Origin of the sequence: Magnetospirillum sulfuroxidans (assembly GCF_018224925.1) — a bacterium.
GTDB lineage: Bacteria > Pseudomonadota > Alphaproteobacteria > Rhodospirillales > Magnetospirillaceae > Magnetospirillum > Magnetospirillum sulfuroxidans.
Genome location: NZ_JAGTUF010000003.1, coordinates 35,520 through 61,379 on the forward strand (window position 1 = coordinate 35,520; position 25,860 = coordinate 61,379).

At 64.2% G+C, this 25,860-nt stretch carries 25 protein-coding genes and 1 other RNA gene; 5 read left to right on the plus strand and 21 right to left on the minus strand.

Features of this window, described 5'->3' with window-relative positions; all coding sequences use genetic code 11:
* Window positions 1–123 precede the first annotated feature (123 nt).
* The 20 genes from lpxC to KEC16_RS05320 all read right to left on the minus strand — a co-directional run bounded on the left by lpxC (window position 124) and on the right by KEC16_RS05320 (window position 21,858).
* On the minus strand, window positions 124–1,116 hold the full coding sequence (gene lpxC / locus KEC16_RS05225; protein ID WP_211546626.1) for a UDP-3-O-acyl-N-acetylglucosamine deacetylase: 993 nt from the start codon (window positions 1,114–1,116) through the stop codon (window positions 124–126).
* A 244-nt stretch (window positions 1,117–1,360) separates the two neighbouring features.
* A complete protein-coding gene (gene ftsZ / locus KEC16_RS05230) occupies window positions 1,361–3,022 on the minus strand; it encodes a cell division protein FtsZ (protein ID WP_211546627.1) in 1,662 nt (553 codons plus the stop codon).
* A 41-nt stretch (window positions 3,023–3,063) separates the two neighbouring features.
* The gene (gene ftsA, locus KEC16_RS05235) at window positions 3,064–4,302 is read right to left on the minus strand and encodes a cell division protein FtsA (protein WP_211546628.1); all 1,239 of its coding nucleotides are present in this window, start codon (window positions 4,300–4,302) and stop codon (window positions 3,064–3,066) included.
* 1 nt (window position 4,303) lies between these two features.
* Window positions 4,304–5,278, minus strand: a complete 975-nt coding sequence (locus KEC16_RS05240; RefSeq protein ID WP_211546629.1) for a cell division protein FtsQ/DivIB — start codon at window positions 5,276–5,278, stop codon at window positions 4,304–4,306.
* A complete protein-coding gene (locus KEC16_RS05245; RefSeq protein WP_211546630.1) occupies window positions 5,275–6,195 on the minus strand; it encodes a D-alanine--D-alanine ligase in 921 nt (306 codons plus the stop codon). The genes KEC16_RS05240 and KEC16_RS05245 overlap by 4 nt, the downstream gene beginning before the upstream one ends.
* Window positions 6,192–7,115 carry a UDP-N-acetylmuramate dehydrogenase gene (murB, locus tag KEC16_RS05250; protein WP_346344039.1) on the minus strand — a complete coding sequence of 308 codons (924 nt, stop codon included), beginning with the start codon at window positions 7,113–7,115 and terminating at the stop codon, window positions 6,192–6,194. Before murB ends, KEC16_RS05245 begins: the two co-directional genes overlap by 4 nt.
* Complete coding sequence (gene murC, locus KEC16_RS05255; RefSeq protein WP_211546632.1) at window positions 7,115–8,539, minus strand: UDP-N-acetylmuramate--L-alanine ligase; 1,425 nt, start codon at window positions 8,537–8,539, stop codon at window positions 7,115–7,117. Before murC ends, murB begins: the two co-directional genes overlap by 1 nt.
* Entirely contained in the window at window positions 8,536–9,648 is a 1,113-nt protein-coding gene (murG, locus tag KEC16_RS05260) for an undecaprenyldiphospho-muramoylpentapeptide beta-N-acetylglucosaminyltransferase (protein WP_211546633.1), read from the minus strand. The genes murC and murG overlap by 4 nt, the downstream gene beginning before the upstream one ends.
* Window positions 9,645–10,769: an FtsW/RodA/SpoVE family cell cycle protein gene (locus tag KEC16_RS05265; protein ID WP_211546634.1), complete on the minus strand. Its 1,125-nt coding sequence runs from the start codon at window positions 10,767–10,769 to the stop codon at window positions 9,645–9,647. The genes murG and KEC16_RS05265 overlap by 4 nt, the downstream gene beginning before the upstream one ends.
* On the minus strand, window positions 10,766–12,157 hold the full coding sequence (murD, locus tag KEC16_RS05270) for a UDP-N-acetylmuramoyl-L-alanine--D-glutamate ligase (RefSeq protein WP_211546635.1): 1,392 nt from the start codon (window positions 12,155–12,157) through the stop codon (window positions 10,766–10,768). Before murD ends, KEC16_RS05265 begins: the two co-directional genes overlap by 4 nt.
* Window positions 12,158–12,162: 5 nt before the next feature.
* Complete coding sequence (mraY, locus tag KEC16_RS05275) at window positions 12,163–13,251, minus strand: phospho-N-acetylmuramoyl-pentapeptide-transferase (protein WP_211546636.1); 1,089 nt, start codon at window positions 13,249–13,251, stop codon at window positions 12,163–12,165.
* Window positions 13,252–13,261: 10 nt separating this feature from the next.
* Window positions 13,262–14,650 (minus strand): UDP-N-acetylmuramoylalanyl-D-glutamyl-2,6-diaminopimelate--D-alanyl-D-alanine ligase, encoded by a 1,389-nt coding sequence (locus tag KEC16_RS05280; RefSeq protein WP_211546637.1) that lies wholly within the window; start codon window positions 14,648–14,650, stop codon window positions 13,262–13,264.
* The gene (locus tag KEC16_RS05285) at window positions 14,647–16,077 is read right to left on the minus strand and encodes a UDP-N-acetylmuramoyl-L-alanyl-D-glutamate--2,6-diaminopimelate ligase (protein WP_249208810.1); all 1,431 of its coding nucleotides are present in this window, start codon (window positions 16,075–16,077) and stop codon (window positions 14,647–14,649) included. Before KEC16_RS05285 ends, KEC16_RS05280 begins: the two co-directional genes overlap by 4 nt.
* The gene (locus tag KEC16_RS05290; protein ID WP_211546638.1) at window positions 16,061–17,827 is read right to left on the minus strand and encodes a peptidoglycan D,D-transpeptidase FtsI family protein; all 1,767 of its coding nucleotides are present in this window, start codon (window positions 17,825–17,827) and stop codon (window positions 16,061–16,063) included. The genes KEC16_RS05285 and KEC16_RS05290 overlap by 17 nt, the downstream gene beginning before the upstream one ends.
* A complete protein-coding gene (gene ftsL, locus KEC16_RS05295) occupies window positions 17,824–18,201 on the minus strand; it encodes a cell division protein FtsL (protein ID WP_211546639.1) in 378 nt (125 codons plus the stop codon). Before ftsL ends, KEC16_RS05290 begins: the two co-directional genes overlap by 4 nt.
* On the minus strand, window positions 18,201–19,187 hold the full coding sequence (gene rsmH, locus KEC16_RS05300; RefSeq protein WP_211546640.1) for a 16S rRNA (cytosine(1402)-N(4))-methyltransferase RsmH: 987 nt from the start codon (window positions 19,185–19,187) through the stop codon (window positions 18,201–18,203). Before rsmH ends, ftsL begins: the two co-directional genes overlap by 1 nt.
* The gene (mraZ, locus tag KEC16_RS05305; RefSeq protein ID WP_211546641.1) at window positions 19,184–19,651 is read right to left on the minus strand and encodes a division/cell wall cluster transcriptional repressor MraZ; all 468 of its coding nucleotides are present in this window, start codon (window positions 19,649–19,651) and stop codon (window positions 19,184–19,186) included. The genes rsmH and mraZ overlap by 4 nt, the downstream gene beginning before the upstream one ends.
* Before the next feature lie 350 nt (window positions 19,652–20,001).
* An RNA gene (gene rnpB, locus KEC16_RS05310) (RNase P RNA component class A) lies at window positions 20,002–20,399 on the minus strand.
* 229 nt (window positions 20,400–20,628) lie between these two features.
* Window positions 20,629–21,384: a protein phosphatase CheZ gene (locus KEC16_RS05315; protein ID WP_211546642.1), complete on the minus strand. Its 756-nt coding sequence runs from the start codon at window positions 21,382–21,384 to the stop codon at window positions 20,629–20,631.
* A 24-nt stretch (window positions 21,385–21,408) separates the two neighbouring features.
* Window positions 21,409–21,858: a bacteriohemerythrin gene (locus tag KEC16_RS05320; RefSeq protein WP_249208812.1), complete on the minus strand. Its 450-nt coding sequence runs from the start codon at window positions 21,856–21,858 to the stop codon at window positions 21,409–21,411.
* Between the two features lie 119 nt (window positions 21,859–21,977).
* Here KEC16_RS05320 and KEC16_RS05325 point away from each other — a divergent pair, with 119 nt between their 5' ends.
* Together KEC16_RS05325 and KEC16_RS05330 are read left to right on the plus strand one after the other, a co-directional pair.
* Window positions 21,978–22,961: an endonuclease/exonuclease/phosphatase family protein gene (locus tag KEC16_RS05325; protein ID WP_346344034.1), complete on the plus strand. Its 984-nt coding sequence runs from the start codon at window positions 21,978–21,980 to the stop codon at window positions 22,959–22,961.
* 44 nt (window positions 22,962–23,005) lie between these two features.
* Window positions 23,006–23,278, plus strand: a complete 273-nt coding sequence (locus tag KEC16_RS05330; RefSeq protein ID WP_211546645.1) for a hypothetical protein — start codon at window positions 23,006–23,008, stop codon at window positions 23,276–23,278.
* Here the strand turns inward: KEC16_RS05330 and KEC16_RS05335 are convergent.
* Window positions 23,275–23,688: a bacteriohemerythrin gene (locus tag KEC16_RS05335; RefSeq protein WP_211546646.1), complete on the minus strand. Its 414-nt coding sequence runs from the start codon at window positions 23,686–23,688 to the stop codon at window positions 23,275–23,277. The genes KEC16_RS05330 and KEC16_RS05335 overlap by 4 nt on opposite strands.
* A 173-nt stretch (window positions 23,689–23,861) precedes the next feature.
* Here KEC16_RS05335 and KEC16_RS05340 point away from each other — a divergent pair, with 173 nt between their 5' ends.
* The 3 genes from KEC16_RS05340 (at window position 23,862) to KEC16_RS05350 (ending at window position 25,789) form a co-directional block, all read left to right on the plus strand.
* On the plus strand, window positions 23,862–25,004 hold the full coding sequence (locus KEC16_RS05340) for a cyclic nucleotide-gated ion channel (protein WP_249208814.1): 1,143 nt from the start codon (window positions 23,862–23,864) through the stop codon (window positions 25,002–25,004).
* A complete protein-coding gene (locus KEC16_RS05345) occupies window positions 25,001–25,345 on the plus strand; it encodes a DUF1491 family protein (protein ID WP_211546647.1) in 345 nt (114 codons plus the stop codon). The genes KEC16_RS05340 and KEC16_RS05345 overlap by 4 nt, the downstream gene beginning before the upstream one ends.
* A 69-nt stretch (window positions 25,346–25,414) precedes the next feature.
* Window positions 25,415–25,789 (plus strand): RidA family protein, encoded by a 375-nt coding sequence (locus KEC16_RS05350; protein ID WP_211546648.1) that lies wholly within the window; start codon window positions 25,415–25,417, stop codon window positions 25,787–25,789.
* The last annotated feature ends 71 nt before the right edge of the window (window positions 25,790–25,860 follow it).

The window sequence follows — 25,860 nt, forward strand, 5'->3', positions numbered from 1 at the left end:
TGAATTCTTGGTCGGGACTATAGCACGGCAGCGGGCCAGGGGAAGAGCGATGCATAAAAAACCCCCGCGAACCAAGTGGATCGCGGGGGAGGATGTTCGTTCAGCGGAAGGAGTTTTTGACGGTTAACCGTTGGCGACCATCTTGACCGGAGCGCTTAGAGGCAAACCCTGGGCGGCGGCGGAGCCCGGCGCGATGGTGGTATAGGTCCAGGCGGTCTGGTCGGCGAACAAGGCGCGCAGCAACTGATTGTTCAGCGCATGGCCCGAGCGAACGCCGTCATAAACGCCGAGCAGCGGCGCTCCGGCCAGGAACAGATCGCCGACCGCGTCCAAGATCTTGTGGCGGACGAATTCGTCGCCATAGCGCAGGCCGTCATCATTGAGCACCCGGGTGCCGGTGCTGTCGATGACCACGGCATTGTCGAGCGAGCCGCCGCGGGCCAAGCCATTGGCGCGCAGGTAAGCGACTTCATGTTCGAAGCCGAAGGTGCGGGCCCGGCTGATTTCGGCCTTGAAGGCGCCACGGGTCAGGGCGACGGAGAAGCTTTGCTGGCCGATGGCGGCCGAGGCGAAATCAATGTGGAAGTTCAGACGGAAGCCGCCAGCGGCCGGCGACAAGGTGGCGGTTTTGTCGCCATCGGTGACCGAAACCCGCTTGAGCACGCGGATGGCGCGGCGCGGCGCGTCTTGTTCGACGGTGCCGGCGCATTCGATCAGGAACAGGAAGGGGGCGGCGGAGCCGTCCATCACCGGAACTTCCGGCCCGTTGATTTCGATGATGCAATTATCGATGCCCGAACCGGCCAAGGCCGACAGCAGATGCTCGACGGTGCCGATCTGGACGTTGGCGTCATTGGTCAGGCAGGTGTTCATGCGGGTGTCGCCGACGTTCGACCAAAGCGCGGGAACGATGGCGCCACGACCGGCGATGTCGGTGCGGCGGAAAACGATGCCGGTGTCGGCGGCGGCGGGCTGCAACACCATGGTCACCTTGGAGCCCGAATGCAGGCCAACGCCCGAACATCCGATTCCGGTCTTCAAGGTACGCTGGCGAATGACATTGGATTTAGCTGAGGATTTGAAAGAGGTAACCACGTCGGTCTTGTTGGTCTTCACGACTAAACCCCTTCTTCATCGGACGCCCCCTGGTGAAACTTTCACCAATCTTCCCGGCATCCGGCACATTTCGATGTTTCTCTTCTACCCCTTGCTCATCAAGCTCTCAAATCAATCATTATTTCGGTTTGTTACATCGCTTTCGGCACTGCCACATCTTTGCCGGGAAAGGCGGGGCCCAACCCGACAGGATCGGGCCCCAAGGCAAAATCAGCGTAAAATCAGCGCGTAAGCATATTCGGCTTTAATTGGCCTGGCGGCGTAGGAACGCCGGAATATCCAGGTCTTCGGTCCCACGGGCGACCGAGGGTTCGCTGCGGGTGGCCATGTTGCCCATACGTTGCGGGGCTGTGTTTTGGGCCATGGGCGCCGGTTCGTGCCGTTGCGGCTGCGGCGTCGGCTGGGTCGGACGACGCAACAGACCGAACAGACCGCCACCGCGCCGGGGCTCCGGTTCCGGTTGACGCTGCGGTTGCGGCGCCGGGTGACGCTGTGGCGCCGGGGCCCGTTCGGCGGATTCACTGATGTGGGCGACGGCTTGGCTGAGTTGCCCCATGTCGTGATCAGCCCGGAAATCGGCGGCGAGCGAGGTCGGCGCCGGACGCTCCATGATCGGGTCGAGACGCAATTGCGGATCGAGACGCTGGGCCGGTTCAGCGGCGATGGTCGGGGCCGTTTGGGCGAGCGGACGCTCAAGCGGCTGGGCGACGGTCTGCGCCACCGGATGGGCGACACGGACCGAGGCGGTGACGCTGGGCTGAGCCGGTGCGACCGGACGCGGCGCCATGTCCATTTGCGGCTGGGCCATGGCGGTCGCGGCCTGGGCCGTCACCACGGTGGGACGAAAAGCGCCGCCTTGGCCGGCGCCGACGGCGACGCGGGGTTGCGGCTGGGCCGGCGGGGTGGTCAGAGAAATCACCGTCGGCTTGGGCAGGGCCGCGGCTTCCGAGGCGATGCCGGTGGCGACCACCGACACGCGCATCTTGCCGTTCAGCTTTTCGTCGAAGGTCGAACCGAAAATGATGTTGGCTTCGGGATCGACTTCGTCGCGGATGCGGTTGGCGGCTTCGTCGACCTCGAACAAGGTCATGTCCATGCCGCCGGTGATGTTGATGAGCACGCCCTTGGCGCCCTTCATCGAGGTATCATCCAGCAACGGGTTGGAAATGGCGGCCTCGGCGGCTTCGATGGCGCGCTTGTCGCCCTCGGCCTCGCCGGTTCCCATCATCGCCTTGCCCATTTCGCTCATCACCGTGCGGATGTCGGCGAAATCCAGGTTGATCAGGCCGGGCATGATCATCAGGTCGGTGACGCCGCGCACGCCCGAATACAGCACATCGTCGGCCATCTTGAAGGCGTCGGCGAAGGTGGTGCGTTCGGTGGCGACCCGGAACAGGTTTTGATTGGGGATGATGATCAAGGTATCGACGTATTGCGACAATTCCTCGATGGCGCCTTCGGCGGTGCGCATGCGGTGCGCGCCTTCGAAGTGGAACGGCTTGGTCACCACGCCGACGGTCAGGATGCCCTGATCGCGGGCGGCGCGGGCGATGACCGGCGCCGCGCCCGAACCGGTGCCGCCGCCCATGCCGGCGGTGATGAACACCATGTTGGCGCCGGTGATCTGGCCGATGACCTCTTCCAGACTTTCTTCCGCCGCGGCGCGGCCGATCTCGGGGCGAGAGCCAGCGCCGAGTCCTTGCGTCACCACCGTTCCCAATTGCACCCGGCGTTCGGTGCGCGATTGGTTGATGGCTTGGGCGTCGGTGTTGGCGACGATGAATTCAACGCCCTCAAGACGCGACGCGATCATGTTGTTGACGGCGTTGCCGCCCGCACCACCGACCCCGATGACGGTGATTCTGGGCTTTAGATCCTGGGGGTTCCCCGGAAGAAAGTTAAGCATCTGGTACCTCCGCGCTGTATGGCCGTTTCGGCCTTTTGCAACTAAAAATTACGCTTCAACCATGACCCGATGCGGCCCCAACCGCCCGGAATCTCTTGATTTTGGGTCGCTTTGCGACCGGCTTTGGCCACTGGTTGATGAACCAGGGCGTAACGGATCAATCCGGCACAGGTGGAAAAGGCCGGACCATTGGTGGATTCGGGCAAGCCGTGCAGGCCGACGGGCCGGCCCAGGCGGACCTGCTTGTCCAGCACCAGCCCGGCCAGATCGCGCACGCCTTGCATCTGGCTGGCGCCGCCGGTCAGAACGACGCGGCGGCCGGCCATTTTATCAAAGCCGCTTTTTTCCAGATGCGAGCGCACCAGTTCCAAGGTCTCTTCCAGCCGCGGCTGGATGATCTGGATCAGCATGGAGCGCGGCACCTGATTCGAGGCGCCGTCTTCACCCTCGCCCACCAGCGGCACTTTCAGCATCTCGCGGTCATCGGCCGGGGACGGAATGGCCGAGCCGAACAAGGTCTTCATCCGCTCGGCATAAGACAGCGGCGTCGACAGGCCACGGGCGATATCGTTGGTGACGTGATGGCCGCCGACGGGGATGACGTCGGTGTGGACCAATTGGCCGGCGACGAACACGGCGATCGAGGTGGTGCCGCCGCCCATGTCGATGCAGGTGACGCCCAGTTCCTTTTCGTCCTCGACCAGACAGGCCAGACCCGAGGCGAAGGGGCTGACCACCCGCGATTCGATATCCAGATGGCAGCGATGGACCACGGTCATCAGGTTGCGGACCGGGCCGATGGCGGCGGAAATGACGTGGATGGCCACCCCCAGACGCTCGCCATACATGCCGCGCGGATCGCGGATGCCTTCGTTGCCGTCGATGGTGTAATCCACCGGAATGGCGTGGATCAGATCGCGGTCGGCGGCTTCGTGGTGGGCGCGGCCGTGATCGAGCATGCGGCGGATATCGGCCTCGTTGACCGCGTGTCCGTTCATGGACACTTCGACCTTGACGTTGGTGGAGCCGGGGGCGCCGCCAGAGAGGTTGACCACCACCGCCTTGACCCGCTCGCCGGCCATGTCTTCGGCGGCATCGACGGCGGCGCGGATGGAATGTTCCAGTTCGTCGAGATCGACCACAGCGCCGGCCCGCATGCCGCGCGCCACCTGATGGCCGATGCCGACGATGCGCGGCATGCCGTCGTCCTGGACGCGCGCCAGGAAGCAGCACACCTTGGTGCTTCCCACATCCAGCGCTGCGATCAGTCCGTTGCGCATGTCAGGCTCCGTTGTCCTTGCGGCGGGTGGGATCGGGCGGCGTCGAGGCGCGTTCGGTCTTCAAGATCATGCGGTCGGCCACGCGCAGATCAACCATGCGCACCTGACGGGCGGTCAAGCCCTGGGTCCGCTCCAGCTCGGCCAGACGGTGCCAGGCGGCCTCGGTGGCCTCTTCCGGCAGGCGCACTTCAAGCCCGTCATGGGCGTCATCAAGCATCAGGTTCCAGCGGCGATTGCCGACCCGCACGGCCGCCTTGACGCGGGACGCCAGGGTCGGTTCGGAATCGAGCATGGCCAGCAATTCATCGGCACGAATGCCGGCGCCGTCGCCGACCACCAACGGCAAGGTTTCATATCCGGCGATGGCGCCGGGGATGACCTGGCCGGTATTGTCGATCAGCACATGCTCGCCGTTGTTTTGCCAGATGGCGATGGGCTGGCGTTCGCTGATGGCGATGTGCAAGGTTCCGGGCAACCGGCGTTCGACGGCGGCGGCGCGCACCGACGGCAAAGCTTCCAGGCGGTCCTTGACCTGCCCCAGATCGATGGCCAGGATCGGGCTGCCGTGATTGGCGCCCAAGGCGGAAGCCAATTGGGCCATGGGGGTGCGGTCGCGCCCGGCGACGGTGATTTCATCGATGCGAAAGCCGGCTTGGGCCGTGGCCTGCATGACCTGGGCGATAGCCGATTGCGTGGTGCGCTGGATGATGCCGGAATGCCAGATCACGGCGCCGCCGATCACCAAGGTGGTCATGGCGATGCCGGCGGCCGACAGCTTTTGCAGCGGGGTAAAGTCGAAATGCGGCAGCGGCAGACGCCGCCGGGTCTTGGCTTTGGGCTTGCTTTCGCCGCGGCCTTCGCGCTTTTCCGCCGCACTTCGCCGTGGCTTGGCCAGACGCGGGCGGACCGGCGCGTCGGCGGTGGTCGTCGGCGCGATGCGGTCCTCGGCGGAGATGATGATGTCGTTGTCGCTCATGCGTCGCACTCCGCTTGATCCACCATCCAGCGCACCAGTTCGGGGAAGCTGATGCCGCAATACGAGGCGATGTCCGGCACCAGCGAGGTGGCGGTCATCCCCGGCTGGGTATTGACCTCAAGCACGACCAGGCGCGGGTGTTCGTGCGGGCGGGTGTCGTCATAGCGCAAATCCGCGCGCGACACGCCGCGGCAGCCCAGCACCCGGTGGGCCTCGACCGCCAGCCGGCAAGCCTCGGCATAATCGTCGGCGGGGATTTGCGCCGGCATGATGTGTTTCGATCCGCCCGGCGCATATTTGGCGTCGTAGTCGTAAAAGCCGCGTTCCGAGGTGATTTCCAGGCAGCCCAGGGCACGATCGCCCATCACGGCGACGGTCAGCTCGCGGCCGGGCACGAATTCTTCCACCAGAACGTGATCGGATTGGAACGGCCAATCGTGCAGCGGATCGCGGTTATCGCCTTGGCGCAGGATGTAAACGCCGACCGACGAGCCTTCGTTGGTCGGTTTGACCACGAAGGGGCGCGGCAGCGGATCGACCGCGCATTGGCCCTTGCGCACCACCATGCCACGGGCGACCGGAATGCCGGCCTGCTGGAACAGCTGGCGCGAAAACGCCTTGTCCATGGCGGCGGCCGAGGCCAACAGGCCTGAATGGGTATAGGGAATGCGCATCAGGTTGAGCAATCCCTGGATGCAGCCATCCTCGCCAAAGGGGCCGTGCAGGGCGTTGAAGACGACGTCGGGATTGCTGTGACGGATGGCGGCGGCCAGGGCGGCGACGTCGTCGCCGACATCAATGGAGGCAACGGTGAAGCCGGCTTGTTCCAACGCCTGGGCCGCGGCGGCGCCGGACCGCAAGCTTACCTCGCGTTCGGACGAAATCCCTCCCATCAGCACGGTGACGCGGCGGCTCATGCTTGTTCTCCTTCGCTGCCGACGCGGCGGATTTCCCATTCCAGGGTGACGCCGCTGGTCTCCAGCACGCGGCGGCGCACGTCCTCGCCCAGTCCTTCAATATCGGCGGCGGTGGCCTCGCCCAGGTTAAGCAGGAAATTGCAGTGCTTTTCCGACACCTGGGCCCCGCCCCGGATCAGGCCGCGGCACCCCGCTTTGTCGATCAGCTCCCACGCCTTGAGGCCGGGCGGATTGGCGAAGGTGGAGCCGCCGGTGCGCACGCGGGTCGGCTGGCTGTCTTCACGCGCGGTCTTGATCTCGGCCATCTTGGCGGCGATGGCCGCCGGCTGGCCGCGATGGCCCTGCATGGTCGCCGACAGGAAAATGTAATCGTCGGGGCAGCCGCAATGGCGGTAACTCATCCCCAGATCGGGCAAGGTCAGCAATTGGGTGGTGCCGGCGCGGTCGATGGCGGTGGCCGACAGCGTGACATCCTTCATTTCGCCGCCAAAGGCGCCGGCATTCATGCGCAGGGCGCCGCCGATGGTGCCGGGGACGCCGGAGAGGAATTCCAGGCCGGTCAGCCCCGCTTCTTGCGCGGTCATCGCCACCGTCAGGTCCAAGGCGGCGGCCCCGGCGGTGATGATGTCGCCCATGACGTCGATATGCCCGAACGAACCGGCCAGACGGATGACCACGCCGGGGACGCCGCCGTCGCGCACCAACAGGTTCGAGCCGACGCCGATCACCGTCACCGGAATCTCTTCCGGCAATTGCGTCAGGAATTCCGCCAGATCATCCACATCGGCAGGCCGGAACAGCACTTCGGCGTTGCCGCCGACGCGGAACCACGTCAGCCCGCCCAAGGGCGCGTCCACGGTCAGGCGGCCGCGCGTCTTCGGCAGGGACTTGATCCAGCTGGCCCGGGGGGCGGCAGTGATCACGCGGCGCCTCCTTTGACGGGCAGGGCGTCCAGTTGAGCGGGCAGGGCGTGCGCCCATTGGGTGATGTTGCCGGCGCCCAGGCACACCACCATGTCGCCCGGCTCGGCCCATTCGCTGATGATGCCGGCCAAAGCGGACGAATCGGGCAGGGCGATCACATGGCGGTGGCCGTGTTCCTGCAAGCCGGTGACCAGGCTGTCGCGGTCGGCGCCGGCGATGGGCTGTTCACCCGCCGCATAGACATCGGCGACGATCACCGTGTCGGCATCGTTGAAGCAGGTGCAAAATTCGGCGAACAGGCTGGACAGGCGCGAATAGCGATGCGGTTGCACCACGGCGATGACGTTGCCGGTGGTGGCGCTGCGCGCGGCGCGCAAAACGGCGGCGATTTCCACCGGATGGTGGCCGTAATCGTCGATGACGGTCACGCCCTTGGCTTCGCCGGTCTTGGTGAAGCGGCGCTTGACGCCGGAAAATCCGCCCAGCGCCTTGCGCACGACGTCGTTGGTCAGGCCCAATTCGTTGGCACAGGCGATGGCGGCCAGCGCGTTCAAGACATTGTGTTCGCCATACATGGGCAGATGGATGTCGTCGATGACGCGGGTGCTGCCGGCGATGCGGTCGGTGATGACCACATCGAAGCGGGCGCCGCCGGGGCCGATCTTGACATTGGTGGCGCGGATCAGGGCCTGGGGCGAGAAGCCGTAGGTGACGATCTTGCGATCGGGCACGCGGGCGATCAGCGCCTGCACTTCGGGGTGGTCGATGCAGCAGGCGGCGAAGCCATAGAACGGGATGTTCTCGACGAAGGTGCGGAAGGCGTCGCGCAGCTTGTCGAACGAGCCGTAATGATCCATGTGCTCGGGGTCGATATTGGTGACGACGACGCAGGTGGCCGGCAGCTTGGTGAAGGTGCCGTCGGATTCGTCGGCTTCGACCACCATCCAATCATTGGCGCCCAGCCGCGCATTGGTGCCATAGGCGTTGATGATGCCGCCATTGATGATGGTGGGATCCATGCCCGCCGCGTCCAGCATGGCCGAAACCAGCGAGGTGGTGGTGGTCTTGCCATGGGTGCCGCCGATGGCGATGGCCGATTTCAGCCGCATCAGCTCGGCCAGCATTTCGGCGCGCCGGACCACCGGCACCATCTTGGAACGGGCGGCGACCACTTCCGGGTTGTCGGCCTTGACCGCCGACGAGATGACGACGACGCGGGCCTCGGCCAGATTGTCGGCCGTGTGGCCGATGGAAATGGTGACGCCCAGCTTGCGCAGGCGTTCGACGTTGTAATTGTCGGCGATGTCCGAGCCTTGGACGGTATAGCCCAGATTGACCAAGATCTCGGCGATGCCCGACATGCCGATGCCGCCGATGCCGACGAAATGAATGGCGCCGATGGAAAGGGGCATCGTTCTCATGCTTGGAACTCCTGATTTTTGGCGGTCTTGGCCACCAGATCGGCAAGGCGGGCGGCGGCGTCGGGGCGGCCGGCGGCCAGGGCGCAGGCGCTGGCCCGCGCCAAGGTGATCGGCTGGGTCAGCAGCGCCGCCAGACGCGCCGCCAGGGTTTCGGCGCTAAAGCCGGTTTGCGGCATCAGCCAGCCGCCGCCGGCTTCATCAAGCGCGCGGGCATTGGCGGTCTGGTGGTCGTCGGTGGCGTGTGGATAGGGCACCAAGATGGCCGGCCGCCCCAGATAGGTCAGTTCGGCCATGGTCGAAGCGCCCGAGCGGGCGATGACCAGATGGGCCGCGGCCAGCCGGGCGGGGATATCGGTGAAAAAGCTGTCCAAGGTGGTGGCGATGGGGCTGCCGGCATAGGCCGAACGCACTGTCTCCAGATCCTCGGGCCGGCATTGCTGGGCGATCTCGATGCGTGCCTGCAATGCTGCCGGCAGGGCTTTCAGCGCCGCCGGAATGACGTCCGACAGAATCCGCGCTCCCTGGCTGCCGCCCAGCACCAGCAACCGGATGGGGGTGGATTCGTCCAAGGGCGGATAGGCGACGCCTTGCAAGGCGGCCACCGCCGGCCGCACCGGCATGCCGGTGTGGTGCAGTTTGGCCTGCCATTCCTCGGCCACATGGGCGACGTGGGGATAGGAAATGGCGATGGCGCGGGCGCGGCCGGCCAACAGGCGGTTGGCCCGGCCCAGCACGCCGTTTTGTTCATGGATGATGGTGGGAATGCCCAGACTGGCCGCCGCCACCATGGTCGGCACGCTGGCATAGCCGCCGAAGCCGACGATCACGTCGGGGCGTAAGCGCTTGAGGATGGCGCGGGCCTGGATCACCCCTAGGCCCAGTTCGACCACCGCGCGGATGCGGGCCAGCAGGCCGCGCCCGGCGATGCCGCCGGCGCTGATGCGGAAGGTTTCAAGCGATCCCAAGGTGCCGCCGTAACCCTGGCCGCGCTTGTCGGTGATCAATCCCAGGCGCCAACCGCGCGCCATCAACTCGGCCGCCAGGGCTTCGGCCGGGAAGACATGGCCGCCGGTGCCGCCGGCGGCAAGAAGGGCGAAGGGCTTGCTCATTGGTCAAGCTCCTCGTTGCCATAGCGCTTGCGGGTCAGCGCCAGCACCATGCCCATGCCCAAGGCCAAAGCCAGCATGGACGAGCCGCCATAGGAAATGAACGGCAGGGTCATGCCCTTGGTCGGCATCAGCCGCAAGGTCGAGGCCATGTTGATGATCGCCTGCAAGCCGAACTGGACCAACAAACCGGCCGAAGCCAGGACCACGAACAGGTTCTCGTCCTTCATCAGCCGGGAAAAACCGCGCAGGACGATAAAGGCGAACAGCAGCAGGACGAACAGGCACAAGGTGACGCCGAATTCCTCTCCGGCCACCGCCATGATGAAATCGGTATGGGCATCCGGCAGGACCAGCTTGACCCGGCCCTCGCCGGGGCCGCGTCCCAGCAGGCCGCCGCTTTTGATGGCGTTCAGCGCCGTGGTCACCTGATAGGCGCCGTCGCCGGACGGGTCGAGGAAACGATCGACGCGCGATTGCACATGGCCAAAGACGAAATAAGCGCCGACGCCGCCCAGCACCGCCAACACGCCGCCGGCGACAACCAGGATCATCGGCAGGCCGGCCAGAAAGAATTGGGTGCCGAAAATGGCCGAAATCACCAAGGTTTGACCGACATCGGGCTGCTTGAGCAGCAAGGCGGCGACGATGACGTACAAGAAACAGGCGATCCACTTGCCAGGAAAGCCGGGGTTAAGGCGGCCTTCGGCGAACATCCAGGCGGCAACGATGGCAAAGGTCGGCTTGGCGAATTCGCTGGGCTGCACGGTGATGCCGGCCAGACTGAGCCAACGGGTTGAGCCCTTGATCTCGGGGGCGAACAGCAACACCCCGACCAGCAACAAGACGGCGCAGCAATAGCCCAGAACGCCCAGCCGGCGGACTTGCTTGGGCGACAGCAGCGACACCCCCAGCATGACGGCGACCGCCGGGACCAAAAAGATGAACTGGCGGCGGATGAAGTGGAAGGAATCGGTGCCGATACGGTCGGCCACCGCCGGGCTGGCCGCCATGATCAGCAAGACGCCGATGGCGATCAGGGCGAAGACGGCGGCGATGGTCCAGCGGTCAACCGTCCACCACCAGCGACCGATGGTCGAGGTATCGGTGCGTCCCAGGCTCATGGCGTCCCCCCCGCCGTCCGTGACGGTGAAGTCTGGCCGTGCGGCGGCAGGTCTTCGACCAATTGGCGGAAGACGTCGCCGCGATGCTCGAAGCTCTTGAACTGATCCCACGAGGCGCAGGCCGGCGACAGCAGCACCACCTCGCCCGGCTGGGCGCGGGCGGCGGCTTCGGCCACGGCTTGGTCCAAGGTGCCGCATTGGCTGAACGCCACCTTGCCGGCCAAGGTGGCGGCGAAAGCGGGGGCGGCGTCGCCGATCAGATAGGCATGGCTGATGCGATGGAAATGCTTTTCCAAGGAGGCGATCCCGCCTTCCTTGGCTTGACCGCCGATGATCCAGTGAATGTGGTCGTAGCACACCAAGGCGACTTCCGAGGCCTCGGCATTGGTGGCCTTGGAATCGTTGATGTAGCGGACGGTGTCGCGGGTGCCGACCAATTGCTGGCGATGGGCCAGGCCAGGATAACTGGCGATGCCGGCGGCGATGGTGTGGGCCGGCACGCCCAATGCCCGGACCAGGGCAAAGGCGGCACAGGCGTTTTGCCAGTTATGGCGGCCGGGCAGGGTGGCGATGGCGGTCAAGTCGAAGATTTCGACGCCGTCTTCGCGCAACACTCCGTCGGGGGCGCTGACGCCGTGTTCCAGCACCTGCTTGACCGAGAGGGCCGTGTGTTTTTGTCCGCTGCCCAACAGCCAATCGCCGATGCCCCGCGTCGGCGCGTCGTCGAGGCCGATCACCGAGATGCCGTCGGCGGCGATGAAATCGTACAGCCGGCGCTTGGCGGCGATATAGCCGTCCATGCCGCCATGCCGGCCCAGATGATCGGGGGTGATGTTGAGCAGCACCCCGGCGCGGGCTTGCAGCGAACGGGTCAGTTCCAATTGATAGGATGACAATTCCAGCACATAGACGCCGTCGGCCCCCAGATCGGGCAAATCCAGGGCGGCGGTGCCCAGATTGCCGCCGGCGGCGTTGGCGATGCCGGCGCTGGTCAGAATGTGGGCGACCAGGGTGGTGGTGGTGGATTTGCCGTTGGTGCCGGTGACCAGCAAGAAGCGGGCGTCGGGCTTGGCCAAAGCCAACAATTCGACGTCGCAGACCAGTGGCACGTCGGCGGCGCGGGCAGCCTCGGCCAGCGGGTGCGGCTGCGGGAAGGTGTGGGGGATGCCAGGGCTCCACACGATCAGGTCAAGGCTGGACAGGTCTTGCTCCAGCGGATCGGCCAGGATCACCCCGGCTTTTTGCGCGTTGTCGCGGGCGGCTTCGGTGTCGTCCCAGGCGGTGACCCTGGCGCCGCTTTGTTGCAGCGCCAAGAACGTGGCGGTGCCGGACTTGCCCAAGCCCAGCACGGCGACACGCTTATCGGTCAGAAAGGGGACGAGGATCATGGCGGCTACCTCAGCTTCAGCGTCGACAGGCCGACCAGGGCCAAGATGCCGGCGATGATCCAAAAGCGGATGACCACGGTGGGTTCGGCCCAGCCCTTCTTTTCGAAGTGGTGGTGCAACGGCGCCATGCGGAACACCCGTTTGCCGGTCAGCTTGAAGCTGGCTACCTGGACGATGACCGAGACGGTTTCTAAGACGAACAGGCCGCCGACGATGGCCAGCACCAGTTCATGCTTGGTCACCACCGAGATGGCGCCCAGCGCGCCGCCCAGCGACAGCGAGCCGGTATCGCCCATGAACACCATGGCCGGCGGGGCGTTGAACCACAGGAAACCCAGCCCGGCGCCGACCAGGGCGCCGCAGAACACCGCCAACTCGCCCGAGCCGGGCACATAATGGATTTGCAGGTAATTGGCGAAGACGGCGTGACCGACCAGATAGGAAATCAGGGCAAAGACGCCGGCGGCGATCATCACCGGGACAATGGCCAGCCCGTCCAAGCCATCGGTCAGGTTGACGGCGTTCGAGGCGCCGATGATGACGAAGACGGCGAAGGGAATGAAGAACCAACCCAATTGGATCAGCACGCTTTTCAGGAACGGCACCGCCAAGGTGCCGGCCAGGGGCTCGCGCTGGATGGAATAGACCCAGACGGCGGCGATCAGGGCGATGGTGATCTGTCCGGCCAGCTTCAGCTTGCCGGGCAAGCCCTTGGTGTTCTTTTTCGATACTTTCAGGAAATCATCCAAGAAGCCCAGCAGGCCGTAGCCCAAGGTGACCATCAAGACGATCCAGACATAGTGGCTGCGCAAATCCGCCCACAAAAGCGTGGCCACCGCCAAGGCGATCAGGATCAGGAAGCCGCCCATGGTGGGCGTGCCCTTTTTGGTCAGCAGATGGCTTTCCGGGCCGTCGGCGCGGATGGGCTGGCCCTGCTTTTGCCATTGGCGCAACCAGCGGATCAGTCCCGGCCCGATGACGAAGGCGACGACCAGCGCCGTCAGCACCGCGCCACCGGTGCGGAAGGTCAGGTATTTGAAGAGGTTGAACAAGGCAACCTCGTCGGCCAGGGGATAAAGCAGGTTGTAGAGCATGTTTTCCCCGTTACCCTTCCAGCAAGGTTTTGACGATCACCGCCATGCGTGAGCCGGCGGAGCCCTTGACCACCACCACGTCGCCGGCCTTGACGACGGTTTTGATCGTATCGGCCAATTCGGTCGAATTGGCGGCGTGCGGACCGCGACGGCCTTCGGGCAGCGCCGCGTGCAGATGGGCCATCAGCGGGCCGGCGGTGCACACCAGATCGGTTCCCCACAGGGCGGCGGCCTCCGCCAGATGGGCGTGCAAGGCGGGGGCGGATTGCCCCAGTTCCAGCATGTCGCCCAAAATGGCGATGCGGCGGCCAGGCTTGCCCGGCCGGGCGGCGGCCAGGGTGGCGATCGCCGCCTTCATGGATACCGGGCTGGCGTTGTAGCTTTCATCGATGACTTCGATGCTGCCGTTCTTCCAGGCGATGACGTGACGTTGGCCGCGGCCCTTGGGCGGGCGCATGGCGGACAGACTGTGCGCGGCTTTGTGGTCGTCGCCTCCCAGCGCCTCCACCGCCAGCAGCACCGCCAGCGAATTCATGCCCCAATGCAGGCCGGGAACGCCGACGCGATAGGCGATGGCCTGATCATGCAGCAGGGCGAAAACCGCGGTGTCTTCCGGATCGACGGCGCAATCGAGCATGCGGGCGTCGGAATCGATATGACTGCCGAAACTTTGGCTGTGCTTGACGCCGGCGGCCTTGGCGGCGGCGACAAGGCGGCGGTAATGGCGGTTGTCGCGGGGCAGCACGGCGATGCCGCCGGCTTCCAGTCCGGCGAAGATTTCCGCCTTGGCGTCGGCGATATCCTCGGTGGTGGCGAAAAAGGCCGAATGCACGGCTTCGATGCTGGTGATGACGGCCACATGCGGCCGGACCATCTTGGTCAGGGCGATAAGCTCGCCTGCATGGTTCATGCCCAGTTCGAACACGCCATAGGCGCAATCGGCCGGCATGCGGGCCAGTGACAGCGGCACCCCCCAATGATTGTTGAAACTGCCCACCGACCAATGGGTCTTGCCTTGGGCGGCCAGCGCCAGCGCCAGCATTTCCTTGCTGCCGGTCTTGCCGACCGAACCGGTGACGGCGACGATACGGGCGGCTGAACGGGCGCGGGCGGCGCGTCCCAGATCTTGCAGCCCGGTCATGGTGTCGGCGACCAGCAGCAGCGGCAAAGCGTCGCAGCCCTGGGGAATGGTGTGGACCACAGCGGCGACGGCGCCGGCGTCGATGGCGGCCTTGACGTGGTCGTGACCGTCATGGCTCGGCCCCGAAAGGGCGATGAACAGATCGCCCGCGACAATGCTGCGCGAATCGATGGAGACGCCGGTGGCGGTCCAGGCGGCGGGACCGCAAAGGGTGCCGTGGGTGGCGGCTTGCGCGGCGGCGGCGTTCCACAGGCTCATGCCGCCCCCCCAGCCGCGATGCGGCATTCGCTGGCGTCGTCGAAGGGCAAGGTGTGGGCGCCGATGATCTGGCCGCTTTCGTGACCCTTGCCGGCGACCACCAGCACATCGCCATTCCGCAACAGCGAAACGGCATGGACAATGGCGGCGCGGCGGTCGGCGATTTCCACCGCCCTGGGCGCGGCGGCAAGGATGGCGGCGCGGATGACGCCCGGATCTTCCGAGCGCGGGTTGTCGTCGGTGACAATGGCGAGGTCGGCCAGACGGGCGGCGATTTCGCCCATCTGCGGACGCTTGCCCGGATCGCGGTCGCCGCCACAGCCGAACACCACCAGCAGCCGGCCCCGAACATGGGGGCGCAGGGCAGTCAGCACGGTTTCCAGGGCGTCGGGGGTGTGGGCGTAATCGACGAAGATGGGGGCGTCGTTCTTGTCCGCCACCTTTTGCAGCCGGCCGGGGATTTCCTCGAGATTTTCCAGCGCCAGGGCGGCGGCCTGGGCATTGCCGCCGCAGCCGATGACCAAGCCCAGGGCGGTCAGGGCGTTGGCGGCCTGGAAGCTGCCGGCCAACGGCAGGCGGATGGTGACGGCCTGCCCCAGGACGTCGAGATCCAGCACCTGACCATGGACGTCGGGACGGATGTCTTTCAGCGCCAGTTCGGCGCCGGCGCGGCCGCAACGGATCAGCCGGCGGGCGCCGGCGGCATGGGCCACCTGGGCGGCGATGGGGCAATCGGCGTTGATGACGGCGACGCCGCCTTCGGGCAACAGGTCCGAGAACAGACGCAGCTTGGCGGCCAGATAGCTCTCCATGCTGCCGTGATAATCCAGATGGTCGCGGGTCAGGTTGGTGAAGGCGGCGGCTTGCAGCCGAACCCCATCCAAGCGGTATTGATCCAGGCCGTGGCTGGACGCTTCCATTGCCGCATGGGTGATGCCGTCCGCCGCCAGTTCGGCCAGGGCGGCATGCAGATCGGCGGGGTCGGGGGTGGTCAGGCTGGGGCGGTTGGGCCAGCCATCGGCGACGATGCCCAGCGTGCCCAGGGCGGCCGACCGATAGCCCAATGTCCGCCAGATCTGACGGGTGAAATTAACCCCAGAGGTCTTGCCGTTGGTGCCGGTGATGGCCGCCATCACCGCCGGCTGGCGCTGATGAAACGCCGCCGCCGCCAGGGCATAGGCCCGGCGCGGGTTGTCGTCGGTCACCAAAACGGCGGTGCCGGTTTCAGCCTGGGTGCCGTTGGCGGCCAAGATGGCGGCGGCGCCTTTTTCCACCGCTTGGGCGATGAAGGCGCGGCCATCGGCCTTGGCCCCGGACAAGGCGGCGAACAGCATGCCGGGAACGACGTTGCGCGAATCGCAGGTTATCCCGGTGATGATTGGATTGGCGGACAAGATGTGGCCGGTGAGGTCAGCGAGATTGGGCAAGATCGCTCCTCCCGGCGCTGGTCGGCAGCTTGGCCGACAGGTTGGCGGTGTCCAGCAGGTTTTTCGGCGCGATCCCCAGCATGGGGGCGATCTGGGCGATAATGCGGCCGGCGGTCGGCGCGGCATTCCAGCCGGCGGTGATGAAGCCGTAGGTTTCCTTGGTCCCTTGCGGTTCGTCGATCATGGCGACGACGACGTAGCGCGGGTTGTCCATGGGAAAGGCGGCGACAAAGGACGACAGGACTGCTTTCTTGCGATAACCGCCATGGGCGGCCTTTTCGGCGGTGCCGGTCTTGCCGCCGACCTCGTAACCGGGAACGTCGGCTTTTTTGCCGGTGCCGTCGGTGACCACCATGCGCATCAACTGCCGCATCTGGGTCGAGGTCTTTTGCTTGAGCACCATTTCGCCGGGAATCGGCGCGTCGTCGGGGCGATGGGCCAGGGTCAGCGGATGGAAAATGCCGCCATTGACCAAGGCGACGGCGCCGGCCACCAATTGCACCGGCGTTACCGACAGGCCGTGACCAAAGGAAATGGTGATGGTGTTGATTTCGCGCCACGGATTGGGCACCTGCGGCGCCCCCACTTCCGGCAATTCCAGGCTGGGGGTGTGCAGCATGCCCAGCCGAGCCATGAACAGGCGCTGGAAATCGGTGCCAGCCTCAAGCGCCATGCGGGCCGAGCCGATATTGGACGAATGAATAAGGATTTCCGGCACGGTGATCCAGCGGTTCAACGAGTGGTCGTCATGGATGGTGTGGTTGCCGAATTTCAGCGGCTTGGTGGCGTCGAAGGTGGAATTGATGTTGATGCGGCCGCTTTCCAGCGCCATGGCGGTGTTGAACAGCTTGAAGGTCGAGCCCATTTCATAGGCGCCCTTGGTGGCGCGGTTGAACAGGGCCTCGTTGGAGCCGGCGGGCGGGTCGTTGGGGTCGAAATCGGGCAGGCTGACCATGGCCAGCAATTCGCCGGTACGCACGTCGGCGACCATGCCGGTGGCGCCAAGGGCGTTGAATTGCTGCACCGCTTTTTGCAATTCACCGCGCACCACGTTCTGAATGCTGAGATCCAGCGACAAGGCCAGGGGGGCGGCATCAGAGGTCAAGCGTTGATCGAAATGGCGTTCGATGCCGGCGATGCCCTTGTTGTCGATATCGGTCATGCCGACCACGTGGGCGACCAGATTGCCGTGCGGGTAAACCCGGCGTTCGCCCTTTTCGAAATGCAGGCCGGGAATGCCCAGGGCGTTGACGTCGTATTGCTGGCGCGGCGTCAGGTTGCGGCGCAGATAGACAAAGCTTTTTCCGGTGATCAGGCGGGCGCGCACATCCTCGGCTTCGAGGTCGGGCAGGGCGTCGGCCAGTTTTCTGGCCGCGTCGGCCATGTCGACACGGGCTTCGGCCATGTCTTGCGGGCGGGCATACAGCGACACGGTGGGCAGGCTGGTGGCCAGCACCGCGCCTGACCGGTCGGTGATGTCGGCGCGGCCCATCTCAAGATCCTGGATCCGGGCCTGGGGCAAGGCGCGGGGCTTGGCCGGGTTGGCGTCAAGCACGGCGACATCGATCATGCGGGCGGCGATGATGCCGAAGATGCCGATGAAGACGACGGCGGTGACCAGCAAGCGGGTGCGGCTGATGTCGAGGGCGCGCGAACGCACGCCATCAAGACGCAAAGCCCCCGGCGAGTTTTGCAGGTCTTCGCCAGGGTGGATGCCGGAATGATGAGGGGGCCGGGAAAAAGGGTTCATCGTAACCCCCCTGGCGGCGGCCGGGTTTCGGCCAGGGCCGGCGGCGGCCGCGGTGATGGCGGTTTGGGCGCGGCGGCAACGGCCGAAAGGGGGGCATGATCAATGCGCAGCGCCTGCAAGGTGGTGACCTGGCTTGGCCCCATCACCTTCATGTCGAGGTATTTTTCCGACAATTGCTTGAGGCGCGACGGATCGTTCAAGAAGCTCCACTCGGCCTTGAGCACGTGGATGGCTTCCTGGTTGGTCTGAATTTCCTGGTTCAGTTCGGACAGCCGGCTTTCCTGCTCCTTGACCTGGTGCTTGACGAAGAACAGGCCGATTCCGACGACGCTGGCGGCCAGGGCTGACAAAATGGTTCCGATCAGGGTGCGCATTATGCCCCCCCTCCGGCCGTCCAGGCCGGGGCGTCGGTGCGCAAGGCGACGCGCAGCTTGGCCGAACGGGCGCGCGGATTGGCGCGGCACTCCGCCTGAGAAGGGGCGATGGCCTTGCGGGCGATCTGCGAAAAGGTCGGGGCGGGGCCGGCGGCGGCCATGGGCAGGTGGCGCGACGGGGCCGGCATGTCGCCGGAACGGCGCTTGATGAAGTTTTTCACCACCCGGTCTTCCAGCGAATGGAAGGTGACGACGGCAAGCCGGCCTCCTGGCGCCAACAGGCGTTCGGCCGCTTCCAGGCCGCGTTCCAGTTCCCCCAATTCGTCGTTGACGTGAATGCGCAGGGCTTGGAAGGTCCGGGTCGAAGGGTCGATGCCGTCCCCCGATTTGCGCACGGCCGAACGAATGACGTTGGCCAATTGCAAGGTGCGGGTGAACGGGGTGTCCAGGCGGGCGGCGACAATGGCGCGGGCGACCCGGCGGGCGAATTTTTCTTCCCCCAGGTGAAAGATGATGTCGGCCAATTCGGCTTCGCTGGCGTGGTTGACCACATCGGCGGCCGAGGGGCCGCTTTGTTCCATGCGCATGTCCAGCGGGCCGTCCTTGGCAAAGGAAAAACCGCGATCGGCCTGGTCGATCTGCATGGAGGAAACGCCGATATCGAGGGCGACGCCGTTCACTTGGGCGATGCCGGCTTCGGGCAGCAAAAGGTCCATGTCGCCATAGCGCCCGGCCAAAATGACCAAGCGGCCTTCCTGGGCGGCGGGCAACAGGCGGCCGGCGGCGACGGCCGAGGGGTCGCGGTCGATGGCGAAGACACGGCAATTGGAACGGTCGAGCAGGGCCAGGGAATAGCCGCCGGCGCCAAAGGTGCCGTCAACGATGACGTCGCCATCGACGGGAGACAGGGCGGCGGCGACCTCGGTCAGCAGGACCGGGATATGAGGGCGGGATTCCGAGTCCGGAAGCGGGGGCGTATCGGTCATTTCCCGTCTCCCGCTTTCGGTTTCAGCGGCAAGGTCGGGCGGTTCTTCAAGGCGCGCGCGCGGATCTCGGCTTCCATGGCCTTATAGGCTTCGGGCTGCCAGATCTGGAACGTCTGGCCCTTGCCGACGAAAGCGGCGGTTTCGTTCAGGCCGGCATGTTCGATCAGGTCTTCGGGCAGCAGGATGCGGCCCTCGGGGTCCCAGGCCAATTGGCGGGCATCGGCGAAGATCAGGGCGGAGATGTCTTCTTGTTCGGGCGAGAAGGCGTCGAAATTCTGGGCGCTGTCGGACAGACGTTCCATGAAGTCCATGCCGCAGCCTTCGGCGCAGGACGCGGTGAATGAGCGATAGGCGATGACGCCCTGGAACGGCTGTTGGGACAAGGTCGCACGAAAACTCGCCGGAACGGAGACCCGTCCCTTGCGATCAACCTTATTCACGAAAGTGGAGAGGAAAAGACCCATCCCCCGTGTCCGCCTTACCGAAAAAGTGCCCGTTTCCCCAGATCCTCCGCACCGATGACGCACACGTCGCCCTGAATCGTCTCTCGGTGGGTCTGTATGGGATAACATGGGTAAATATGGGCGTCAATGGTATTGACTAGTAAAAGCATGGTCCGAAATGGTGTTGCGTAAATTAAGGCAACTTCTCGTGAAGTAGCCGAGGAATGGGGTGCAACGTATTGATTCTTCTTGCTGAATCGGCGCCGAAAGGTAAACAGAGTGTAAATCAGTTCTTGAAATGTTCTAAGTAATGGTTGCCCTCATACACTCCTGGCGCTGGCAGGGTATGGGGGGAGAAAATGGCTGAAATCTGCGCCAGACGGCCTGTAAGCCGGGTTCTGTCCCATGGTTTCCCATGGTGACGACCATTCATCTGGGACGTTCGTTACCGAACGCCTCACGCGACCGACCCGGGCGACTACGCGAAAGCGCGTTTGGGCCCGGCGGTAAAGCCGGACGCTGTCGCCCCTATTTGGTCTTGCTCCCGGTGGGGTTTGCCGTGCCGTTCCCGTTGCCGGGTCCGCGGTGCGCTCTTACCGCACCCTTTCACCCTTACCGGCTGGGCCTTTGGGGCCGAGCAGGCGGTTTGCTTTCTGTGGCACTTTCCCTAGGGTCACCCCCGCCGGACGTTATCCGGCACCGTGCTTCCGTGGAGCCCGGACTTTCCTCCCCCCACGTTGCCGTGTGGGGCGGCCGTCCAGCCGTCTGGCGCGGGCGCATGGTGGCGATTGACGTGGCCGCCGTCAAGGAAATGGTGCCCTTAGTAAAACCAAGAAAATTTTACGCAAATTCCCTTGGTCATTACTGGAACTCAGGTCGGTTGATAGCTTGATAATTGATAATTTAGGGCAAATGACTCTGAGGCTTGATAATCATCAAACAAGAAAAAAGGCCGGTACTGCATCGCAGTCCGGCCTTTTTTCTGCAAAAAATGACGTTCAGCCAAACAGCTTGTCGATCTCGTCCTGGCTGATCCCCTGGTTTTCCAAAGCCGGACCATTCAGCAGCTTGGAATCGTCATCGCGATTGTCGGTCGCCGGCTTGGGGACGATTTCGGCGATATTTTCCGGCCCCCAAATGTCAATCATGGCGTTGACGCGGGACTCGATGTATTGCAGCGTTTTCACCACCTTGGTGATGCGCTGGCCGGTAATGTCTTGGAAGTTGCAAGCCTCGAACATGGTGATGACGGTTTCGTTGATGTCCTCGGCCAGCCGTTTCACATAGGCGTCCTCGCCATGCGAGCTGATTTCGCTGGTTAAGCTCTCGATCTTTTCCGCCGCTTCCAGGATGGTTTGGGTGGCGCCTTCGGTCGCTTCGACGATGGCGTCGAGTTCGAAGGTCACCGCGAGGATGCGGTCTTCCTCGGAATCCTTGGGCCGCAACGCGGCGATTTCCTGCTTGGTCTGTTCAATGCAGACGGCCAGGGCGCGCAGCTCGGTCTTCAGCATCGAGACCTCGGCCTGCTTTTGCGTCACCATTTCATCCAGGTTGGCGACCTGGGCGCTTGCCGGCGGCGCTTCTTCGCCGCGCATGGTGTGTTCCAGCGTGCGGATGTCGTGACGGATTTCGTTGAGGACCTTCAGCACCTCATCGTTGGACGGCCCGCCCAACATGGATGGGGCTTCGCCCTTGGCGGCCTGGGCCTTCAAGCGTTGAATTTCCGCAGTAAACAGCTTGCGTTCGGTCATCATTCGGGCCGAGCCCTCCCCCGCCGGTCAGATATTGCATGCGCCACCGCCACTATCCGCGCCCCCATGCGCATCAGCGGCGGCTTCGATCCAAGGACGATAAGCAATATCAGCCCTTAGTATATGGTCTGTCAGCCAAATTTTTAGAAAAGTCATGACATCGTCATCAAGAACATGTCGTTCGCCGGCCATCCAGCGGTCGCGGATATCGCGCACACGCTGTTCCAGGTCGCGGTGGGTTTGGCTGTGCTGTGCGCGCTCGGGATAGCCGATTTGCGCCATCAGCAATTCCTCGCGGTGGAAATGGTGCACCACGTACTCGGCCAAGACATTGATGACGCTGCCGACCACGTCGCGGCTTTGCCCGGTTTCGGTGGCGTCGTGCAACTGATTGATCAGGTTGATAAGGATTTGATGATCGGAATCGATCATGGCGCTGCCGACGCTATACGTCTCGCTCCATGCCAGGATCGCCATGTCCAACCTCATCCCTGTCGCCGCAAAAGCAATAGCATTGGAAGGCGGCTTGTTACAAGCGGCGCAGGGCGACGATCATGCTACAATGCACAGACGTTGAGCGAGAGCGGAGGAATGGGGTGAAGCGCTGGCGTCTGGCCACTTTCAATCTGGAAAGCCTGGATGATCGTCTGCCCGGCGCCGATGATTTCGCCGACCGGGTGGCGGTGCTGCGCCCGCAATTACAGCGTCTGCGCGCGGATATTTTGTGCTTGCAGGAAATCAACGCCCACACCACCGAGGGAAAACACGGTCCGCGCAGCCCCACCGGACTGGATCGTTTGCTCGATGGCACCCCTTATGCCGGTTATCATCGGGTGGTCAGTCTGAACCGGGGCGGGCAGCGCCCGGCCGATCGTCACAATCTGGTGATCTTGTCCCGCTTTCCCATCATCGCCCATGGTCAGGTCTGGCACGATCTGGTGCCGCCGCCGACCATCTTGCCGGTGACGGCGGATCCGCCATTCGTTCAGGCGCAGGCGGTGGAATGGGATCGGCCGCTGTTGCACGCCGATATCGATCTGGGCCATGGCCGGGTGCTGCATGTCATCAATGTGCATTTGCGCGCGCCGCGGGCGGCATGGTTGCCGGGACAGAAAACCGAGAATGGCCGGTGGCGGAGCGTCGCCGGCTGGGCCGAGGGGTTCTATCTGGCGGCGGTCAAGCGGGCGGGCCAGGCCCTGGAGGGGCGTTTGCTGGTCGAGCATATCTTCGACGCCAAGGCCGAGGCTTGGGTGGCGGTGTGCGGTGATTTCAATTCCGATGACCGCGAGGCCCCGATCCGCACCTTGCGCGGTGACGAGGAAGACACCGGCAACGGCCATCTGGCCCCCAGGGTGCTGGTGCCGCTGGAACGGGGCATTCCCGAAAGCCAGCGCTTTTCCGTCGTCCATCACGGCCAGCGGGTGATGCTGGATCACATCTTGGTCTCGCGGCCGTTGCTGGGCTGCCTGACGGCATGCGCCGTTCACAACGAGGCCTTGGGAGATGAACTGGTCAGTCCGGCGGCCATATGGGGCAGCCCCGACAGTTTTCACGCCCCGCTGGTGGCCGAATTCGCCTGAGCCCAGGCAGTGGTCGATGGGGCCCGTCGGCCATACGAAACCAGATGGCGCATCAGATTCTGGCGCAGGAAACTTTTGTCGGGACGGTTGTCCAAAAGATCGTGGATTCGCTCGAAACGATCAAGGTCGCCAGGGACCCGGCATTTCTGGTGATGGTTCGGCAGTGCTTCGCCACAGAACGGACAATTATGTTCCATGATCTGTCGCCCCCTTGGTTTGCCCACCCGCAGATGATCAGCGATTCACTTGTCGGGTGCAACGCGGCATCTGGACCACGCAACCGAACCGAAGGGATAGGGGATGTGCGCAGGGATTAGGGGGCGTTCGTCTTTTGACAAAGACATGGAGCGTAGCGGGCATCCTCGCTGCGGATGTGATGGATCAGCCAATCGCTGAGGAAAGCGTGCAGCTCCGCCGCGACCACGGCCGATGGATCCCGATCATAGGTGACTTCCAGGGCGCGGACGTGTTCGGCCATGATGCGGTGCGACTGGCGGTGCGCCGCCAAATCGTCATAGCCGGCGGCCTCCATCATCCGTTCTTCCTCGCCGAAATGGTAATAGACGTAACGGATCAGTTCCCCCAAGACCATGCCGGTGACGTCGCGCGGATTGCCGGCGCTGACGGCGGCGCCCAGCTGGTTCAAAAGATCAATCAGCCGACGATGATGGTTGTCCAGATGGTCGATGCCGACGCTCAGGTCCTGGTTCCAGGCGACAATGAACATGCGTTTCCCCTCCCGGTTCTTGATTCACCGGATTGTTTGTGGGGTCATCATAGCATGGTGCGGTGCGAAGGTGACAATGCCGGGCACGCAGGGCCGGGTTGCCGTTGGGGCTGGTTCTGGTTTTTTAACCGGTTCGGGTGTACATCGGCCCATGGCGGGCAGAGGAGGCGGACATGCTGGTTGCCGATTGGGCCAGGGGATTGTTGAGTTGCGAACCCATGGCACCGCGCCGGGCGCGGTTCTACCGCATGATCTTGACCTCGGCCATCTTGCTGTTCACCGCGCGCACCGCCCTTGACACCCTGCCGGCGGTTTGGGGGGATGCCGACGGCTCCGTCCGGATTTTAGCCCGTCTCTGCCTGATGCTGCTGGCCGGTGATTATGCCTTGCGGGGAATGGTGGCGGCGGCGGCCGAGCGGCCGTGGTCCGGTCTTGCCGCTTACGCATTCAGCCCTTACGGCGTCTTCGATTGCATCGCGGTGATACCGGTCCTGGCCGGCGCGTTGTTCGGCTGGCCCAGCGACGTCGAGACCGCTTTTGGCATCTTGGGCTTTCTCAAGCTGGCTCGTTATTCCCCCGCCCTGGAAACCCTGGGGGCGGTGTTGCTGGCGGAAGTGCGGCCGCTGGCCTCGTCCTTGTTCATCATGGCGCTGCTGGTGCTGTTCACCTCGGCCTTGCTGTATTTCGTCGAGCGCGACATTAATCCCGGCATGGCCAGCATTCCCCAGGCCATGTGGTGGAGCGTGGTGACCTTGGCCACCTTGGGCTATGGCGACGTGGTGCCGATCAGCCCGTTGGGCAAGGTATTGGGAGCCGGGGTCGGTATTTTGGGGCTGGGCATGTTCGCCTTGCCGGCGTCGATCCTGGCTTCGGGCTTCACCGAGGAAATGCGGCGGCAGAACTTCGTCTCCACCTGGCATCTGGTGGCCAAGGTGCCGTTTTTTGCGCGCTTGCAGGCGACAGAGATTGCCCAGGTGGCGGCCTTGCTCAAGGTGCAGCGGGTGATGCGTGGCGAAACCCTGATGCGGAGCGGTGATGATGGCGACAGCATGTACTTTCTGGTTTCAGGCCAGGTCGAAGTCACGGGGCGCGCCGGCGCCTTCGTGTTGAAGGCGGGGGATTTCTTCGGCGAAATCGCCTTGCTTGAAAGCCGCCCGCGCATGGCGACGGTCCGGGCGGTGACGCGCTGTCAGTTGCTGGTCTTGGATGCTCGCGATTTTCATCAATTCACTGCCCATTCGCCGGAAATTCTGGCAACCATTCGCGAAACGGCGCAATCGCGCCTGTCGGCGGCAGATCCAGGAGAGAACGGGTGAGCGAACCCAAGCTGAAAGCGAAATTATTCATTCATGCCGCCATTCGCCGTTGTTCCATTCAGGCCATCCCGGCGGTGGTGGCCCATAAGGGGGATGACGATTCCGGCGCGATCTTGGTGCGGGTCCTGCAAGGCGGCGATTGTTGCCGGATTTATGCCCAAGTCCGCAATGTCAGCGGCCAGTTGGGGTGGATGTGCGCCACCGGCCCCCAATCGGTCAGCGAAAGCCGGGCCGAGGCCTATGTCGCCCGTGCCCGCGACGTTGATGGCGATCTGTGGGTGTTGGATGTGGAAAGCAGCGATGGTCTGGCGCCGTTTCTCGAACCTATTTTCCCCGGCTAAGCTTGCACGGCGGCAAAAATCGTTTAGAAACATCGGCCGTATTCGCGTCTGTCGTTCAAAGGACAAGCCATGACCCGTCGTCTGATTTCTTCCGGTTCGCCCTTCGAGGAAGTGGCCGGCTATTCCCGTGCCGTGGTTCAGGACCCGTGGGTGTTCGTTTCCGGGACCTCTGGCTTCAAGGATGGCCAGATCTCCGACAGCGAAGTCGACCAGGCCGACCAGGCATTGCAAACCATCGCCGCCGCCTTGGAAAAGGGCGGCGCCAGCATGGCCGATGTGGTTCGCGTGGTGGTCTATGTCACCGACGCGGGCTATTTCCAGACCGTCGGTCCGGTGCTGGGCAAGTATTTCAAGGCGACCAAGCCGGCCAACACCACCATCGTCTGCGGTCTGGTCGATCCGCGCATGAAAGTGGAAATCGAGGTTACCGCGCTTAAGGTCTGATCGCGGTCGGCCCAAGCCCGCGTGGGGTGAAATGGCCCACAAGATCATTTCATCTGCTGGTTATTTGTGAC

Coding starts and splice junctions, on each gene's coding strand:
- ftsZ (WP_211546627.1), bottom strand. CDS start 3,022: ATGCTTAACTTTCTTCCGGGGAACCCCCAGGATCTAAAGCCCAGAATC.
- ftsA (WP_211546628.1), bottom strand. CDS start 4,302: ATGCGCAACGGACTGATCGCAGCGCTGGATGTGGGAAGCACCAAGGTG.
- KEC16_RS05240 (WP_211546629.1), bottom strand. CDS start 5,278: ATGAGCGACAACGACATCATCATCTCCGCCGAGGACCGCATCGCGCCG.
- KEC16_RS05245 (WP_211546630.1), bottom strand. CDS start 6,195: ATGAGCCGCCGCGTCACCGTGCTGATGGGAGGGATTTCGTCCGAACGC.
- murC (WP_211546632.1), bottom strand. CDS start 8,539: ATGAGAACGATGCCCCTTTCCATCGGCGCCATTCATTTCGTCGGCATC.
- murG (WP_211546633.1), bottom strand. CDS start 9,648: ATGAGCAAGCCCTTCGCCCTTCTTGCCGCCGGCGGCACCGGCGGCCAT.
- KEC16_RS05265 (WP_211546634.1), bottom strand. CDS start 10,769: ATGAGCCTGGGACGCACCGATACCTCGACCATCGGTCGCTGGTGGTGG.
- murD (WP_211546635.1), bottom strand. CDS start 12,157: ATGATCCTCGTCCCCTTTCTGACCGATAAGCGTGTCGCCGTGCTGGGC.
- mraY (WP_211546636.1), bottom strand. CDS start 13,251: ATGCTCTACAACCTGCTTTATCCCCTGGCCGACGAGGTTGCCTTGTTC.
- KEC16_RS05280 (WP_211546637.1), bottom strand. CDS start 14,650: ATGAGCCTGTGGAACGCCGCCGCCGCGCAAGCCGCCACCCACGGCACC.
- KEC16_RS05290 (WP_211546638.1), bottom strand. CDS start 17,827: ATGAACCCTTTTTCCCGGCCCCCTCATCATTCCGGCATCCACCCTGGC.
- ftsL (WP_211546639.1), bottom strand. CDS start 18,201: ATGCGCACCCTGATCGGAACCATTTTGTCAGCCCTGGCCGCCAGCGTC.
- rsmH (WP_211546640.1), bottom strand. CDS start 19,187: ATGACCGATACGCCCCCGCTTCCGGACTCGGAATCCCGCCCTCATATC.
- mraZ (WP_211546641.1), bottom strand. CDS start 19,651: ATGGGTCTTTTCCTCTCCACTTTCGTGAATAAGGTTGATCGCAAGGGA.
- KEC16_RS05315 (WP_211546642.1), bottom strand. CDS start 21,384: ATGATGACCGAACGCAAGCTGTTTACTGCGGAAATTCAACGCTTGAAG.
- KEC16_RS05320 (WP_249208812.1), bottom strand. CDS start 21,858: ATGGCGATCCTGGCATGGAGCGAGACGTATAGCGTCGGCAGCGCCATG.
- KEC16_RS05330 (WP_211546645.1), top strand. CDS start 23,006: ATGGCGCATCAGATTCTGGCGCAGGAAACTTTTGTCGGGACGGTTGTC.
- KEC16_RS05335 (WP_211546646.1), bottom strand. CDS start 23,688: ATGTTCATTGTCGCCTGGAACCAGGACCTGAGCGTCGGCATCGACCAT.
- KEC16_RS05340 (WP_249208814.1), top strand. CDS start 23,862: ATGCTGGTTGCCGATTGGGCCAGGGGATTGTTGAGTTGCGAACCCATG.
- KEC16_RS05350 (WP_211546648.1), top strand. CDS start 25,415: ATGACCCGTCGTCTGATTTCTTCCGGTTCGCCCTTCGAGGAAGTGGCC.